Source organism: Spiroplasma endosymbiont of Glossina fuscipes fuscipes (genome assembly GCF_049669535.1).
GTDB lineage: Bacteria > Bacillota_I > Bacilli_A > Mycoplasmatales > Mycoplasmataceae > Spiroplasma.
On sequence record NZ_CP187162.1, the window covers coordinates 732,470 to 749,255 of the forward strand.

The window sequence follows — 16,786 nt, forward strand, 5'->3', positions numbered from 1 at the left end:
TCCTAACTATACAATGTTTTTGAAACAATAAACCCAACAATATATAAACTTGATATTGTTAACATTAATGGATGACTAAACAAAATTGCCATTTTACCAAACAACAAAAGCAAAAAAGTATCTGAGTTATATAAATCCATAATAATATTTTTTGCTGATGTTAATTGATTTATAATGACTGTAATAAATCCTGTTCCAAAAATAGCGATTGCCGCCACCAATAAAACTAATTTAATCATTATTTATTCACTCTCCGATATCCTTGTTCTCTTGTTTTTGCTTGTTTTACTAAATTTGATAATTGTTGTTTATTACGATTAATTTTAAACTGTTTACGATCTTTAATATGTTTTTGCATACCTTGTTTAGTATCTGAAACTCCACGAGCAGTTGCAGAATAAATATTTGATACACCTGTTTGTACTGTTGAACCTAATTCGTTGTATTGAGTTCTTGTACCGTGAATTGCATAAATAGATAACTTATTCCTTTTTCTTTTTTAGGTTTTAAATTCTTTTTCAAAATATCAATATCAAACAATTCTAAACGCTCTTTGACACTCAATTTAGTAATTTCTGACCAGTAATATTCTTTATAATTAACTATTTCATCATTTTTTAAATCACGAACAAACTTTAATCATTGACTATCATATTTCTGTGCAAATTCTAACAGAATAATTATTTTAAAAAACCGAATTCCTAACCCAACATCCGACTTATGTTTTGCTCGTTTACCTTCTGCTGTTCGTTCTACTGATTTTGTTTTTCAAATTTCATAATCAGTAATATCTTGAAAAATGCCAATTCGCATAATAAAGAACCGATTAAAAAAATTAAATCCTTTTTTAGCAATAGGTTTTTTCAGTGAAATTGGAATAATAATACCACTTGCTAATTGTCGGATATTATTTCAAATCATACCCTCACGTTGAACTGTAAACAAAGCACGATTACCAAAATGTCTTGCTAAAACAATTCACGGAATTTTACCACTGTGAACTTTTTTCTCATCATGGGGACTAGTTCCATCAATATATAAATAACTTTCATCAAATAAGATAACACTATCATCAGAGGGAACCGGTTTTGTTCTATCTGTAAAATCTAAATTTTTAAATGTTAAAACTTTAACTTTATCATCTTCTAACGGATAATTACTATAAATCTTATCTGTTAATAGTTTCATAGTTTGTGATAAATAAGTTAAAAGTAATGTTTTTCCCGTTCCTAATTTACCAATAATTACCGATAACGGATTATCTCAAACAAAATTTACTAACCGAAAAGCATTTAACTGATAAAATATGTTTTTTCAAACTCATCATACAAAATAAACACATTGCAAAGCAAACAATAATCAGAATACTAAACCAGTATAATTTAATGAAATTATTCAAAGTAATAAATCAATTAAACTAAACAAAATCATTGAACCGCTAATATAACAATAATTTTTTAAGAAAAATATAAACTTTTTCATTACTTAAAATACCCAACTATTTTAAAAATCATTCATAACAAAAACCAAGTTAAAAACAAAATAACAATTCAAACACCAACCATCAGAGTTAAATATTCATTTTGAGTCAAAGACCAAGTTGTAATACTTTCAACATTTATTTTATCTATAAACAAAAATATATGAATAAAAAACTCTTTTAATTTTTCTCAATCATTTTGCATTTTTAAAAACTCCACATTTTTTGAATAAGTTTAAAAAATATCCCAAAAAATAAAACGATAAATAATACAAACGATATAACATATAAAAATTCAGGGGCATTTGAACCAATAATATAACTAACAAATTGAACTCAATAGTCATATAAACTCATTTAATTTAAACTTTCTAAATCATTAATTAATTCTTGCTCTTACTTTTTTAGGTTCATTTAAAAATAATGCTTTGTGCATAGAATTAAAATAATTTTGTTTATATTAATTATACAAATTAATTAATTCTGTTCCAGTTAAATACTTTCAAATATGACGTTTTAAATTTTCATCATATTTTACAATAGAATAAGAATTATCATAAATCAAACCAATAGCTACTTGATCAGAATGTTTTTCACTCGGATAAATAAACTTATTACTTAATCAAAAACCAATATGTTTATTATGATTAGGCAAATTTATAAAACTTGCTTTATCTGTTTCAAAAACTATTAACTCTTTACGAATAAAATAATTTTCTATATTTTTATTTTTCTTAATAAAATTACTCAATTTTATCAACTCCTTAATAAACATTGTTTCTAATTAACAATGTTATATTTAATGTTCATATATTGCTTATTTATTGATAAAAACATTGATTGGAATGGCAACACTTTTTAGGACACTTTTTATGTAGACTTCTGATTTCTAAATTCAACTGGAGTTAAGTAATTCAAACTACCATGAATTCGGATATTGTTGTATCAATTAATGAAATTAAATAGTTCCAACTTTAATTGTTCTAAATTTTTAAATTTTCGACCATTAATAAATTCAGTTTTAAAAGCTTTATAGGTTGTTTCAGCTACTGCGTTATCGTAAGGGCAACCTTTTGCACTTAATGATCTTTTAATATTAAATGTTAATAAAATTTCTTCAATAATTTTATTTTTAAATTCATTACCACGATCTGTATGAAACAACCTAATTTAATTTAGTGGTCGTGTTATTTTATAAAATGCCTGCTGAACTAGTTCAGCAGTTTTATTTGTTCCAGCGCTATAGCCAATTACTTCACGGTTAAATAAATCAATTAGTAAGCAAATATAATGTCATTTTGAACCAACTTGAACATAGGTTAAATCGCTCACAATAACTTCATTTTGTCTTTTATTACTAAACTCACGATTTAGAATATTACTAATTTGATCATTATTTACAGGAGATTTATGATTGCGATATTTTAATTTAGTATATTTTGATACTAAATTATTTATTGCCATAATTCTTCTAATTTTTTGTCGAGATAAAATAATGTTCTTTCTTGCTAAAATAATTTTAATTTTTCTAGCACCATAAACTTTATAGCTTTCTTTAAATGCACTGATAACTTCATTTTCATAAATATTAATTTCAGTTTTAGTGATCTTATTAATTTGATAATAATACTTTGATTTTGTTATCTTTAATATTTGACACATTTTCCTCACTGAATATTTGTCTTTATTGTTAGTAATTAATATTACTTTTTGCCGATTATCAGTGCTGCTTGCTTTAAAATATCATTTTCCATTCGTAATTGTTTGTTTTCTTTTCGCAACTGAATAAGTTCATTTTCTTCAACAGAGCGATTGTCTTTAGCTTTAAAAGAACCAGAATTCTCAAATTTTTTTACTCATTGATAAAGAACTGCCTTTGAAATTTTATATTCGTTAACAATTTCAATATTACTTTTACCATTTTTATATAACATTACGATTTGTTTCTTGAATTCATCGGTGTACTGGTTTTTTGCCATTTTTATATTCCTGCTTTCCTAATAATTTTAGCTTATTTTTTACAGTCTACATAAATATGGTCCAAGTTATTGTAACCTATCCACCTAATTATTTTATTAAAATAACAATTAACTCCATATGTATTATTTGCACTGCTACTAGTTTTATAATTAGTAGTTTTTATTTTTAATTTGTTTTGTAAAATAAAAAACTCAATTTTATTAATTGAGTTTTTTATTATTGTATTTAAAATGTTTTAACAACTTTTTGAATTTCTTCATCATATTGATCAATTAATTCATCAGGTGCTAATGCATTTGTTGGAGGTACTTTTGTTCCCGCAACTAAAATTGGTTTATTAACTGTTGCACCAACAAATTCTCATGTTCCTTTTAAATATTCGGTATGGTTTCCTCATGGATATCACCCAAAAGGCGCTCCTTGAGTTGTTAAAATTTGAACTTTTAAATGTGGTAATAGTCCAATTGCATCTCCTTTTTTCGAATATTTATATGAAAATGTTTTATTAGCAACTAACACATGATCTAAATAATTTTTCATTAGCCCCGAAACATTAAAGTTATTCATTGGACAAACAATAATGACCTTTTGAACTTCTTTTAATTGGTTAATATAAACATCGGTATCTTCGGCATTAAAATAACTATCAAAGTTATCACGCGTTAATGTTTTTAAAGCCATTGCGGTATTATTTAAATCTAAATGAATAATTTCATCTTCGGCATTTAATGCTTGATAATGTTTAATAAAACGAGCTGCTAAAGCTTTTGAATATGATTTCTCATCAGGACTAACAGTTCCATAAATTACTAATACTTTATTTGACATCGTTATCTTTCCTTTCTGGTATTATTTTATCATAATTCAGGATTGGAAATAGTAAGGATTATCTTTTTTAGGTAAACCAAGATGATAATTGTTGATAATTTGGATATAATGGGTCATCTTCCCCAGAATTGATAATTGTCATACCAGTAACATATTTATTAATAATAGTATTAAAACTTTGAATTGTATTTGCATTTGGGGTCATTTTTCCTAGTAAATAAATGTTTTTTAAAGTTGTATAAAACTTATTTCCATTAGTTAAAATAACTGAAAATTCACTATTTGCTGTTGTTGTTTCGCCATATTCACGAAGTTTAACAAAATAATAATATGGGTTATTTTCATCATTTGGCGTTGAAGGCATCATTGTTTCAACCGCAGGACCATTAAATTGGTGACCAGGATTGTTATTTTTTCAATTAACAACAGCTTGATTAATATCAATTCAATCAGTTGTTGTTGCAGGTAATCCACTAGTATTTTTGTCAATTTTATCGACAATTGGGCCTATAATATCATTAACAACATCATTTTTATTACTATCAGAAAGTCCATTCAAAGCATTATCAATATTGTTAATAAAATCATCAGAATTAGAAGATAATGATGTATCATTTTTTAAAGTAATTGCCATTCAGAATCAGTATGTAATGGCATCACCAGATTTTTGGACTTGTCAAAATGGCAATCAATTAAACATCTTATTAGTTGGACTATGACGAAATTGATTAGGATATTTATCAACTTCATTTTGTGTTGCGTTGATCATTGTTGGAAAATCTTGGGAAAAATTATTTTTGTTGTAAAAAACATTTGTTGAAAGTAAGTTTGTTAAAAAATAACTAAAAATCATCATTGTGCAAAATCCAAAAACAGTACCAAAAAGATAATTAATGGGACGATTAATTTGGACTTTTTTAAATTGCTTACGAAAAACTGGAACATAAACTGAAAGTAAAATTCCATTTGGAATGGCAACACTTTTTAGGACACTTTTTATGTAGACTTCTGATTTTTAAATTCAACTGGAGTTAAGTAATTCAAACTACCATGAATTCGAATATTGTTGTATCAATTAATGAAATTAAATAGTTCCAACTTTAATTGTTCTAAATTTTTAAATTTTCGGCCATTAATAAATTCAGTTTTAAAAGCTTTATAGGTTGTTTCAGCTACTGCGTTATCGTAAGGGCAACCTTTTGCACTTAATGATCTTTTAATATTAAATGTTAATAAAATTTCTTCAATAATTTTATTTTTAAATTCATTACCACGATCTGTATGAAACAACCTAATTTGATTTAGTGGTCATGTTATTTTATAAAATGCCTGCTGAACTAGTTCAGCAGTTTTATTTGTTCCAGCGCTATAGCCAATTACTTCACGGTTAAATAAATCAATTAGTAAGCAAATATAATGTCATTTTGAACCAACTTGAACATAGGTTAAATCGCTCACAATAACTTCATTTTGTCTTTTATTACTAAACTCACGATTTAGAATATTACTATTTTGATCATTATTTACAGGAGATTTATGATTGCGATATTTTAATTTAGTATATTTTGATACTAAATTATTTATTGCCATAATTCTTCTAATTTTTCGTCGAGATAAAATAATGTTCTTTCTTGCTAAAATAATTTTAATTTTTCTAGCACCATAAACTTTATAGCTTTCTTTAAATGCACTGATAACTTCATTTTCATAAATATTAATTTCAGTTTTAGTGTTCTTATTAATTTGATAATAATACTTTGATTTTGCTATCTTTAATATTTGACACATTTTCCTCACTGAATATTTGTCTTTATTGTTAGTAATTAATATTACTTTTTGCCGATTATCAGTGCTGCTTGCTTTAAAATATCATTTTCCATTTCTAGTTGCTTATTTCGTTTTCTTAGTTCAATTAACTCATTTTCTTCTGGTGTTCTGTTATCTTTTGCTTTAAAAGAACCAGAATTCTCAATTTTTTTACTCATTGATAAAGAACTGCCTTTGAAATTTTATATTCGTTAACAATTTCAATATTACTTTTACCATTTTTATATAACATTACGATTTGTTTCTTGAATTCATCGGTGTACTGGTTTTTTGCCATTTTTATATTCCTGCTTTCCTAATAATTTTAACTTATTTTTTTACAGTCTACATAAATATGGTCCAAGTTACAAGATAAATTAGTAAGCGGTACAAATATTAAAACTATTAATGGTAATTCATTATTAGGTAATGGTGATATTTCAATTAGCGGTGGTAATGATTGAGAAGTAGTTGATATTAGTGATTTTATTCCAGATGGGTCACAATATTTTATTAAAGATTTTAATAAAACAAAATATCAATATAAATTATGAGCAATTTATAAGTATCAACAGAATATTACTTTAACTACAGCTATTGAAACACCCATAAATTATAATGGTGCTATTGAATGAACAAGATATATTCCAACACTAGATAATAATTTAATCGTAAGAATAAATACTGAATATGGAAATATATCATTTGGAAATTTTGGTAAAGATATAATTCAAAATATAATACTTTATAGAAAATTGGTGAGTTAATTATTAAATTTAAAAAATAACCAATTAAGGTTATTTTTTATTTTCTAATATTAATTCTAAATTTTTATTTTTTATTTTCATTTACTTTTTTCCTTTCATTTACAATATAATAATTTATAAAATGCTGTATTCGTTGATTATTAGTATATAATTCAGGTAATTCATTTCATACTTTTTCTTGTTCTTTATTTAAATAAACATTAATATTTCTAATTACAACTTGATGCTTTTTTGATTTCATTTTTAAACCTTTTATAACAAAGATAATGCATTACTTTATTATTTTTAGCAACAATATTACCGTGATTAATATTTTTATTACATTCATTACATTTTATTTTAATAGAATAATGTTGGTTGAACATATTTTAATCGCTCCTTTGTTAAGTTATAATATTTTTCATTTATTTCAATTCCAATTCATTTGCAATTTAATTGTTCACAAGCAATAGCAGTTGTTCCACTCCCTAAAAAACAATCTAATACAGTATCGCCAACTTTACTATGTTTATTAATTTGTAGTTTTATTAAATTAATATCTTTAACAGTAGGATGTTTAATTGTTCCTATAAATTGATTATTACTATTAGTAATTTGATAAATAGTTTTCATATCTTGATTTCAAACATTACTATAAGAAATTGGTTTATTATAAATATATAAACATAATTCTTTATCTTTACGATATGCATTATTACTAGGTGCATCATTTGTTTTTTGATAAATTATTAATTCAAACTTTAAATTATAATTTTCAATTTCAATTAAATATTCTTTTAATTGCTGTTTTGATAAATAAATAATAAAATTTGGTTTTTTAATAATTCGCATTCATTCTTTAAAATATAATGGTATATCAAAACTATCAATAAATTCACCTTGTAAAAATTCAAGTTCTCTTTTACGAATTTGATATTGAATATTAGATGTATTAGGATCATTTAATTTTTTTAAATTATATTCAATATGTTTTTCTTTATTTTCTAATTTTTTAGCAATATCAGGGTAAAGGTAAGGTGGATCAGTTAATATTAAATCAATACTTTTATCAGGTATTGTTTTTAATATTTCTAATGAATCACCAAGTATTAATTCACCTAAATTAGTTTTCATAATGAGCTATTATAATTGCATCTCTAATATGATGAGATATTTTTTCATTATTATATTTTCAACCTTGGCCATATTGATAAGTTAAATTTTCATCTTTACTAAAATCTTGAATGAAACCATCATTATATTTACTTAAATTTTCCATATTTTTAACAAATGATTTAGTATGGCGTGGTGATACTAAAGTAATATAATCTTCAAATTGTTTTTCAATAGCACCTAATAGTCGTAATAAATCATCTCTATCTTTACTTGCATTAGCAGATGTATATAAACAATTTTCAATTTTTAAAATTAGTTTTCAACTATCTTTAATTAAATAGCCATATTCATCATCGGCATAATAATATTTATTTATTAAATTATCAATAAATTCATAATGTTTTTTTCAATCTTTATTTATAAATTCTTGTTTTTGGAATGGCAACACTTTTTAGGACACTTTTTATGTAGACTTCTGATTTCTAAATTCAACTGGAGTTAAGTAATTCAAACTACCATGAATTCGAATATTGTTGTATCAATTAATGAAATTAAATAGTTCCAACTTTAATTGTTCTAAATTTTTAAATTTTCGACCATTAATAAATTCAGTTTTAAAAGCTTTATAGGTTGTTTCAGCTACTGCGTTATCGTAAGGGCAACCTTTTGCACTTAATGATCTTTTAATATTAAATGTTAATAAAATTTCTTCAATAATTTTATTTTTAAATTCATTACCACGATCTGTATGAAACAACCTAATTTGATTTAGTGGTCATGTTATTTTATAAAATGCCTGCTGAACTAGTTCAGCAGTTTTATTTGTTCCAGCGCTATAGCCAATTACTTCACGGTTAAATAAATCAATTAGTAAGCAAATATAATGTCATTTTGAACCAACTTGAACATAGGTTAAATCGCTCACAATAACTTCATTTTGTCTTTTATTACTAAACTCACGATTTAGAATATTACTATTTTGATCATTATTTACAGGAGATTTATGATTGCGATATTTTAATTTAGTATATTTTGATACTAAATTATTTATTGCCATAATTCTTCTAATTTTTCGTCGAGATAAAATAATGTTCTTTCGTGCTAAAATAATTTTAATTTTTCTAGCACCATAAACTTTATAGCTTTCTTTAAATGCACTGATAACTTCATTTTCATAAATATTAATTTCAGTTTTAGTGTTCTTATTAATTTGATAATAATACTTTGATTTTGCTATCTTTAATATTTGACACATTTTCCTCACTGAATATTTGTCTTTATTGTTAGTAATTAATATTACTTTTTGCCGATTATCAGTGCTGCTTGCTTTAAAATATCATTTTCCATTTCTAGTTGCTTATTTCGTTTTCTTAGTTCAATTAACTCATTTTCTTCTGGTGTTCTGTTATCTTTTGCTTTAAAAGAACCAGAATTCTCAAATTTTTTTACTCATTGATAAAGAACTGCCTTTGAAATTTTATATTCGTTAACAATTTCAATATTACTTTTACCATTTTTATATAACATTACGATTTGTTTCTTGAATTCATCGGTGTACTGGTTTTTTGCCATTTTTATATTCCTGCTTTCCTAATAATTTTAACTTATTTTTTTACAGTCTACATAAATATGGTCCAAGTTACAAGATAAATTAGTAAGCGGTACAAATATTAAAACTATTAATGGTAATTCATTATTAGGTAATGGTGATATTTCAATTAGCGGTGGTAATGATTGAGAAGTAGTTGATATTAGTGATTTTATTCCAGATGGGTCACAATATTTTATTAAAGATTTTAATAAAACAAAATATCAATATAAATTATGAGCAATTTATAAGTATCAACAGAATATTACTTTAACTACAGCTATTGAAACACCCATAAATTATAATGGTGCTATTGAATGAACAAGATATATTCCAACACTAGATAATAATTTAATCGTAAGAATAAATACTGAATATGGAAATATATCATTTGGAAATTTTGGTAAAGATATAATTCAAAATATAATACTTTATAGAAAATTGGTGAGTTAATTATTAAATTTAAAAAATAACCAATTAAGGTTATTTTTTATTTTCTAATATTAATTCTAAATTTTTATTTTTTATTTTCATTTACTTTTTTCCTTTCATTTACAATATAATAATTTATAAAATGCTGTATTCGTTGATTATTAGTATATAATTCAGGTAATTCATTTCATACTTTTTCTTGTTCTTTATTTAAATAAACATTAATATTTCTAATTACAACTTGATGCTTTTTTGATTTCATTTTTAAACCTTTTATAACAAAGATAATGCATTACTTTATTATTTTTAGCAACAATATTACCGTGATTAATATTTTTATTACATTCATTACATTTTATTTTAATAGAATAATGTTGGTTGAACATATTTTAATCGCTCCTTTGTTAAGTTATAATATTTTTCATTTATTTCAATTCCAATTCATTTGCAATTTAATTGTTCACAAGCAATAGCAGTTGTTCCACTCCCTAAAAAACAATCTAATACAGTATCGCCAACTTTACTATGTTTATTAATTTGTAGTTTTATTAAATTAATATCTTTAACAGTAGGATGTTTAATTGTTCCTATAAATTGATTATTACTATTAGTAATTTGATAAATAGTTTTCATATCTTGATTTCAAACATTACTATAAGAAATTGGTTTATTATAAATATATAAACATAATTCTTTATCTTTACGATATGCATTATTACTAGGTGCATCATTTGTTTTTTGATAAATTATTAATTCAAACTTTAAATTATAATTTTCAATTTCAATTAAATATTCTTTTAATTGCTGTTTTGATAAATAAATAATAAAATTTGGTTTTTTAATAATTCGCATTCATTCTTTAAAATATAATGGTATATCAAAACTATCAATAAATTCACCTTGTAAAAATTCAAGTTCTCTTTTACGAATTTGATATTGAATATTAGATGTATTAGGATCATTTAATTTTTTTAAATTATATTCAATATGTTTTTCTTTATTTTCTAATTTTTTAGCAATATCAGGGTAAAGGTAAGGTGGATCAGTTAATATTAAATCAATACTTTTATCAGGTATTGTTTTTAATATTTCTAATGAATCACCAAGTATTAATTCACCTAAATTAGTTTTCATAATGAGCTATTATAATTGCATCTCTAATATGATGAGATATTTTTTCATTATTATATTTTCAACCTTGGCCATATTGATAAGTTAAATTTTCATCTTTACTAAAATCTTGAATGAAACCATCATTATATTTACTTAAATTTTCCATATTTTTAACAAATGATTTAGTATGGCGTGGTGATACTAAAGTAATATAATCTTCAAATTGTTTTTCAATAGCACCTAATAGTCGTAATAAATCATCTCTATCTTTACTTGCATTAGCAGATGTATATAAACAATTTTCAATTTTTAAAATTAGTTTTCAACTATCTTTAATTAAATAGCCATATTCATCATCGGCATAATAATATTTATTTATTAAATTATCAATAAATTCATAATGTTTTTTTCAATCTTTATTTATAAATTCTTGTTTTTGGAATGGCAACACTTTTTAGGACACTTTTTATGTAGACTTCTGATTTCTAAATTCAACTGGAGTTAAGTAATTCAAACTACCATGAATTCGAATATTGTTGTATCAATTAATGAAATTAAATAGTTCCAACTTTAATTGTTCTAAATTTTTAAATTTTCGACCATTAATAAATTCAGTTTTAAAAGCTTTATAGGTTGTTTCAGCTACTGCGTTATCGTAAGGGCAACCTTTTGCACTTAATGATCTTTTAATATTAAATGTTAATAAAATTTCTTCAATAATTTTATTTTTAAATTCATTACCACGATCTGTATGAAACAACCTAATTTGATTTAGTGGTCATGTTATTTTATAAAATGCCTGCTGAACTAGTTCAGCAGTTTTATTTGTTCCAGCGCTATAGCCAATTACTTCACGGTTAAATAAATCAATTAGTAAGCAAATATAATGTCATTTTGAACCAACTTGAACATAGGTTAAATCGCTCACAATAACTTCATTTTGTCTTTTATTACTAAACTCACGATTTAGAATATTACTATTTTGATCATTATTTACAGGAGATTTATGATTGCGATATTTTAATTTAGTATATTTTGATACTAAATTATTTATTGCCATAATTCTTCTAATTTTTCGTCGAGATAAAATAATGTTCTTTCTTGCTAAAATAATTTTAATTTTTCTAGCACCATAAACTTTATAGCTTTCTTTAAATGCACTGATAACTTCATTTTCATAAATATTAATTTCAGTTTTAGTGTTCTTATTAATTTGATAATAATACTTTGATTTTGCTATCTTTAATATTTGACACATTTTCCTCACTGAATATTTGTCTTTATTGTTAGTAATTAATATTACTTTTTGCCGATTATCAGTGCTGCTTGCTTTAAAATATCATTTTCCATTTCTAGTTGCTTATTTCGTTTTCTTAGTTCAATTAACTCATTTTCTTCTGGTGTTCTGTTATCTTTTGCTTTAAAAGAACCAGAATTCTCAAATTTTTTTACTCATTGATAAAGAACTGCCTTTGAAATTTTATATTCGTTAACAATTTCAATATTACTTTTACCATTTTTATATAACATTACGATTTGTTTCTTGAATTCATCGGTGTACTGGTTTTTTGCCATTTTTATATTCCTGCTTTCCTAATAATTTTAACTTATTTTTTTACAGTCTACATAAATATGGTCCAAGTTACAAGATAAATTAGTAAGCGGTACAAATATTAAAACTATTAATGGTAATTCATTATTAGGTAATGGTGATATTTCAATTAGCGGTGGTAATGATTGAGAAGTAGTTGATATTAGTGATTTTATTCCAGATGGGTCACAATATTTTATTAAAGATTTTAATAAAACAAAATATCAATATAAATTATGAGCAATTTATAAGTATCAACAGAATATTACTTTAACTACAGCTATTGAAACACCCATAAATTATAATGGTGCTATTGAATGAACAAGATATATTCCAACACTAGATAATAATTTAATCGTAAGAATAAATACTGAATATGGAAATATATCATTTGGAAATTTTGGTAAAGATATAATTCAAAATATAATACTTTATAGAAAATTGGTGAGTTAATTATTAAATTTAAAAAATAACCAATTAAGGTTATTTTTTATTTTCTAATATTAATTCTAAATTTTTATTTTTTATTTTCATTTACTTTTTTCCTTTCATTTACAATATAATAATTTATAAAATGCTGTATTCGTTGATTATTAGTATATAATTCAGGTAATTCATTTCATACTTTTTCTTGTTCTTTATTTAAATAAACATTAATATTTCTAATTACAACTTGATGCTTTTTTGATTTCATTTTTAAACCTTTTATAACAAAGATAATGCATTACTTTATTATTTTTAGCAACAATATTACCGTGATTAATATTTTTATTACATTCATTACATTTTATTTTAATAGAATAATGTTGGTTGAACATATTTTAATCGCTCCTTTGTTAAGTTATAATATTTTTCATTTATTTCAATTCCAATTCATTTGCAATTTAATTGTTCACAAGCAATAGCAGTTGTTCCACTCCCTAAAAAACAATCTAATACAGTATCGCCAACTTTACTATGTTTATTAATTTGTAGTTTTATTAAATTAATATCTTTAACAGTAGGATGTTTAATTGTTCCTATAAATTGATTATTACTATTAGTAATTTGATAAATAGTTTTCATATCTTGATTTCAAACATTACTATAAGAAATTGGTTTATTATAAATATATAAACATAATTCTTTATCTTTACGATATGCATTATTACTAGGTGCATCATTTGTTTTTTGATAAATTATTAATTCAAACTTTAAATTATAATTTTCAATTTCAATTAAATATTCTTTTAATTGCTGTTTTGATAAATAAATAATAAAATTTGGTTTTTTAATAATTCGCATTCATTCTTTAAAATATAATGGTATATCAAAACTATCAATAAATTCACCTTGTAAAAATTCAAGTTCTCTTTTACGAATTTGATATTGAATATTAGATGTATTAGGATCATTTAATTTTTTTAAATTATATTCAATATGTTTTTCTTTATTTTCTAATTTTTTAGCAATATCAGGGTAAAGGTAAGGTGGATCAGTTAATATTAAATCAATACTTTTATCAGGTATTGTTTTTAATATTTCTAATGAATCACCAAGTATTAATTCACCTAAATTAGTTTTCATAATGAGCTATTATAATTGCATCTCTAATATGATGAGATATTTTTTCATTATTATATTTTCAACCTTGGCCATATTGATAAGTTAAATTTTCATCTTTACTAAAATCTTGAATGAAACCATCATTATATTTACTTAAATTTTCCATATTTTTAACAAATGATTTAGTATGGCGTGGTGATACTAAAGTAATATAATCTTCAAATTGTTTTTCAATAGCACCTAATAGTCGTAATAAATCATCTCTATCTTTACTTGCATTAGCAGATGTATATAAACAATTTTCAATTTTTAAAATTAGTTTTCAACTATCTTTAATTAAATAGCCATATTCATCATCGGCATAATAATATTTATTTATTAAATTATCAATAAATTCATAATGTTTTTTTCAATCTTTATTTATAAATTCTTGTTTTTGGAATGGCAACACTTTTTAGGACACTTTTTATGTAGACTTCTGATTTCTAAATTCAACTGGAGTTAAGTAATTCAAACTACCATGAATTCGAATATTGTTGTATCAATTAATGAAATTAAATAGTTCCAACTTTAATTGTTCTAAATTTTTAAATTTTCGACCATTAATAAATTCAGTTTTAAAAGCTTTATAGGTTGTTTCAGCTACTGCGTTATCGTAAGGGCAACCTTTTGCACTTAATGATCTTTTAATATTAAATGTTAATAAAATTTCTTCAATAATTTTATTTTTAAATTCATTACCACGATCTGTATGAAACAACCTAATTTGATTTAGTGGTCGTGTTATTTTATAAAATGCCTGCTGAACTAGTTCAGCAGTTTTATTTGTTCCAGCGCTATAGCCAATTACTTCACGGTTAAATAAATCAATTAGTAAGCAAATATAATGTCATTTTGAACCAACTTGAACATAGGTTAAATCGCTCACAATAACTTCATTTTGTCTTTTATTACTAAACTCACGATTTAGAATATTACTAATTTGATCATTATTTACAGGAGATTTATGATTGCGATATTTTAATTTAGTATATTTTGATACTAAATTATTTATTGCCATAATTCTTCTAATTTTTCGTCGAGATAAAATAATGTTCTTTCTTGCTAAAATAATTTTAATTTTTCTAGCACCATAAACTTTATAGCTTTCTTTAAATGCACTGATAACTTCATTTTCATAAATATTAATTTCAGTTTTAGTGATCTTATTAATTTGATAATAATACTTTGATTTTGCTATCTTTAATATTTGACACATTTTCCTCACTGAATATTTGTCTTTATTGTTAGTAATTAATATTACTTTTTGCCGATTTTCAGTGCTGCTTGCTTTAAAATATCATTTTCCATTCGTAATTGTTTGTTTTCTTTTCGCAACTGAATAAGTTCATTTTCTTCAACAGAGCGATTGTCTTTAGCTTTAAAAGAACCAGAATTCTCAAATTTTTTTACTCATTGATAAAGAACTGCCTTTGAAATTTTATATTCGTTAACAATTTCAATATTACTTTTACCATTTTTATATTCCTGCTTTCCTAATAATTTTAGCTTATTTTTTTACAGTCTACATAAATATGGTCCAAGTTATTGTAACCTATCCATGCGGTCGTATAAATAAAATAAGGGTTTTGGAAAAAAACTCGGAAATTGAATAAGAATAATAAATTAAACCATTTACTAAAATGGTTTTTTATTTGTAAAACCAAAATTATTAATTGTTTCAAAGAAAGGACAGCATCTTAAATATTTATAAAAAAACTATAATAACTTTTTGATACCCTCTTTAAGTTGTTTACACATTTATTAAATATCTTAGAAATCTTTACAAAGTGTATCTGTTTTTCTCCTAATTTAAGGTGTTGTCCTTTCTCTGTTTCAGTTAATTAATTTGCTAATAAAAAAACTTAATAAAAGAAAGGAGTAAGTAATGAAAATTAATAAGCAACAACAAATTTGCGATATTGATAACTGCTATAAAACAATATCATTCATTACCGAAGAATTTGTATCAAATAAAGTTTTATGAACTTGTGAAAAACATAAAGATTTATTGAATAAAGTAAAAGATAGAACACAAAAGCAATTTTATCAAAAACTAGAAAATTCAAAAATTATCTTTGATTATGAAACTGGTTTTTTAAAACTTTGATTTTATAAAACAACTTAATGCAGTGTGGGACGGTTATTTTTAATAACTAAGTGTTTTTATTCCACATAGGCGGTCTAGCCCAACGGTAATCAGTCCGGAAATAATAGACGTTTTAACAAAAGCGATAGTCGTGATAAGTGCAAAGTCAACATCGAACGACAATAAATATTGAGATGATCACTTTATAAATAAATTTGCGTATAGCATTAGGCTCTTCAAGGTGCAAGTGAATTTATTTTAAAAACTGAACGCTTTGACCTGAAATGGTGCGGATGAAGAGAGAAAAAACTCTCTGGCGTAAAAAACAAAAAACAACTGTGGATTATTAAATAATATACCGCCACCGCTCACCCGCAGTGAAGCGGATGGCGTAGTAAATAAATAGATAAATACTTTATGTAAATAATTCTCG

Annotated in this window: 18 protein-coding genes and 4 pseudogenes; 1 reads left to right on the plus strand and 21 read right to left on the minus strand. The window is 23.9% G+C overall.

Annotated elements, in window-relative coordinates; genetic code table 4:
* Positions 1-2: 2 nt before the first annotated feature.
* The 21 genes and pseudogenes from ACOBWH_RS04250 to ACOBWH_RS04350 all read right to left on the minus strand — a co-directional run bounded on the left by ACOBWH_RS04250 (position 3) and on the right by ACOBWH_RS04350 (position 15,767).
* A complete protein-coding gene (locus tag ACOBWH_RS04250) occupies positions 3-239 on the minus strand; it encodes a hypothetical protein (protein ID WP_424527343.1) in 237 nt (78 codons plus the stop codon).
* A pseudogene (locus ACOBWH_RS04255) lies at positions 239-484 on the minus strand (hypothetical protein); the annotation flags it as partial. The gene ACOBWH_RS04250 and the pseudogene ACOBWH_RS04255, both read right to left, overlap by 1 nt.
* Complete coding sequence (locus ACOBWH_RS04260; protein ID WP_424527345.1) at positions 433-1,482, minus strand: hypothetical protein; 1,050 nt, start codon at positions 1,480-1,482, stop codon at positions 433-435. The pseudogene ACOBWH_RS04255 and the gene ACOBWH_RS04260, both read right to left, overlap by 52 nt.
* Positions 1,482-1,685: a DUF2649 family protein gene (locus tag ACOBWH_RS04265; protein ID WP_424527347.1), complete on the minus strand. Its 204-nt coding sequence runs from the start codon at positions 1,683-1,685 to the stop codon at positions 1,482-1,484. The genes ACOBWH_RS04260 and ACOBWH_RS04265 overlap by 1 nt, the downstream gene beginning before the upstream one ends.
* Before the next feature lie 177 nt (positions 1,686-1,862).
* A pseudogene (locus tag ACOBWH_RS04270) lies at positions 1,863-2,255 on the minus strand (DUF3627 domain-containing protein); the annotation flags it as partial.
* A gap of 95 nt (positions 2,256-2,350) precedes the next feature.
* Positions 2,351-3,459 (minus strand): annotated as a pseudogene (locus ACOBWH_RS04275) (IS3 family transposase).
* Between the two features lie 226 nt (positions 3,460-3,685).
* Positions 3,686-4,288: an FMN-dependent NADH-azoreductase gene (locus ACOBWH_RS04280; protein ID WP_424527349.1), complete on the minus strand. Its 603-nt coding sequence runs from the start codon at positions 4,286-4,288 to the stop codon at positions 3,686-3,688.
* A 67-nt stretch (positions 4,289-4,355) separates the two neighbouring features.
* The gene (locus ACOBWH_RS04285; RefSeq protein WP_424527351.1) at positions 4,356-5,144 is read right to left on the minus strand and encodes a hypothetical protein; all 789 of its coding nucleotides are present in this window, start codon (positions 5,142-5,144) and stop codon (positions 4,356-4,358) included.
* A 140-nt stretch (positions 5,145-5,284) separates the two neighbouring features.
* Positions 5,285-6,392 (minus strand): annotated as a pseudogene (locus ACOBWH_RS04290) (IS3 family transposase).
* 533 nt (positions 6,393-6,925) lie between these two features.
* A complete protein-coding gene (locus ACOBWH_RS04295; protein WP_424525565.1) occupies positions 6,926-7,102 on the minus strand; it encodes a hypothetical protein in 177 nt (58 codons plus the stop codon).
* A gap of 98 nt (positions 7,103-7,200) precedes the next feature.
* Positions 7,201-7,974, minus strand: a complete 774-nt coding sequence (locus ACOBWH_RS04300) for a DNA-methyltransferase (RefSeq protein WP_424525567.1) — start codon at positions 7,972-7,974, stop codon at positions 7,201-7,203.
* On the minus strand, positions 7,964-8,404 hold the full coding sequence (locus tag ACOBWH_RS04305) for a hypothetical protein (RefSeq protein ID WP_424525569.1): 441 nt from the start codon (positions 8,402-8,404) through the stop codon (positions 7,964-7,966). Before ACOBWH_RS04305 ends, ACOBWH_RS04300 begins: the two co-directional genes overlap by 11 nt.
* A gap of 15 nt (positions 8,405-8,419) precedes the next feature.
* Positions 8,420-9,528, minus strand: a protein-coding gene (locus ACOBWH_RS04310) for an IS3 family transposase (protein WP_424527353.1) whose coding sequence is annotated in 2 segments (ribosomal slippage) — positions 8,420-9,288 and positions 9,288-9,528 — 1,110 coding nt in all. Because the reading frame shifts where the segments join, the coding sequence is not laid out codon by codon here.
* Between the two features lie 533 nt (positions 9,529-10,061).
* On the minus strand, positions 10,062-10,238 hold the full coding sequence (locus tag ACOBWH_RS04315; protein ID WP_424525565.1) for a hypothetical protein: 177 nt from the start codon (positions 10,236-10,238) through the stop codon (positions 10,062-10,064).
* 98 nt (positions 10,239-10,336) lie between these two features.
* Positions 10,337-11,110: a DNA-methyltransferase gene (locus ACOBWH_RS04320; RefSeq protein ID WP_424525567.1), complete on the minus strand. Its 774-nt coding sequence runs from the start codon at positions 11,108-11,110 to the stop codon at positions 10,337-10,339.
* The gene (locus tag ACOBWH_RS04325; RefSeq protein ID WP_424525569.1) at positions 11,100-11,540 is read right to left on the minus strand and encodes a hypothetical protein; all 441 of its coding nucleotides are present in this window, start codon (positions 11,538-11,540) and stop codon (positions 11,100-11,102) included. Before ACOBWH_RS04325 ends, ACOBWH_RS04320 begins: the two co-directional genes overlap by 11 nt.
* Before the next feature lie 15 nt (positions 11,541-11,555).
* Positions 11,556-12,664, minus strand: a protein-coding gene (locus tag ACOBWH_RS04330; RefSeq protein WP_424527353.1) for an IS3 family transposase whose coding sequence is annotated in 2 segments (ribosomal slippage) — positions 11,556-12,424 and positions 12,424-12,664 — 1,110 coding nt in all. Because the reading frame shifts where the segments join, the coding sequence is not laid out codon by codon here.
* Between the two features lie 533 nt (positions 12,665-13,197).
* Positions 13,198-13,374, minus strand: a complete 177-nt coding sequence (locus ACOBWH_RS04335; RefSeq protein ID WP_424525565.1) for a hypothetical protein — start codon at positions 13,372-13,374, stop codon at positions 13,198-13,200.
* A 98-nt stretch (positions 13,375-13,472) separates the two neighbouring features.
* Positions 13,473-14,246, minus strand: a complete 774-nt coding sequence (locus ACOBWH_RS04340; protein WP_424525567.1) for a DNA-methyltransferase — start codon at positions 14,244-14,246, stop codon at positions 13,473-13,475.
* The gene (locus ACOBWH_RS04345; RefSeq protein WP_424525569.1) at positions 14,236-14,676 is read right to left on the minus strand and encodes a hypothetical protein; all 441 of its coding nucleotides are present in this window, start codon (positions 14,674-14,676) and stop codon (positions 14,236-14,238) included. Before ACOBWH_RS04345 ends, ACOBWH_RS04340 begins: the two co-directional genes overlap by 11 nt.
* 15 nt (positions 14,677-14,691) lie before the next feature.
* Positions 14,692-15,767, minus strand: a protein-coding gene (locus ACOBWH_RS04350) for an IS3 family transposase (RefSeq protein WP_424527411.1) whose coding sequence is annotated in 2 segments (ribosomal slippage) — positions 14,692-15,533 and positions 15,533-15,767 — 1,077 coding nt in all. Because the reading frame shifts where the segments join, the coding sequence is not laid out codon by codon here.
* A gap of 385 nt (positions 15,768-16,152) precedes the next feature.
* Here ACOBWH_RS04350 and ACOBWH_RS04355 point away from each other — a divergent pair.
* Positions 16,153-16,392: a hypothetical protein gene (locus ACOBWH_RS04355; RefSeq protein ID WP_424525571.1), complete on the plus strand. Its 240-nt coding sequence runs from the start codon at positions 16,153-16,155 to the stop codon at positions 16,390-16,392.
* Positions 16,393-16,786 lie beyond the last annotated feature (394 nt).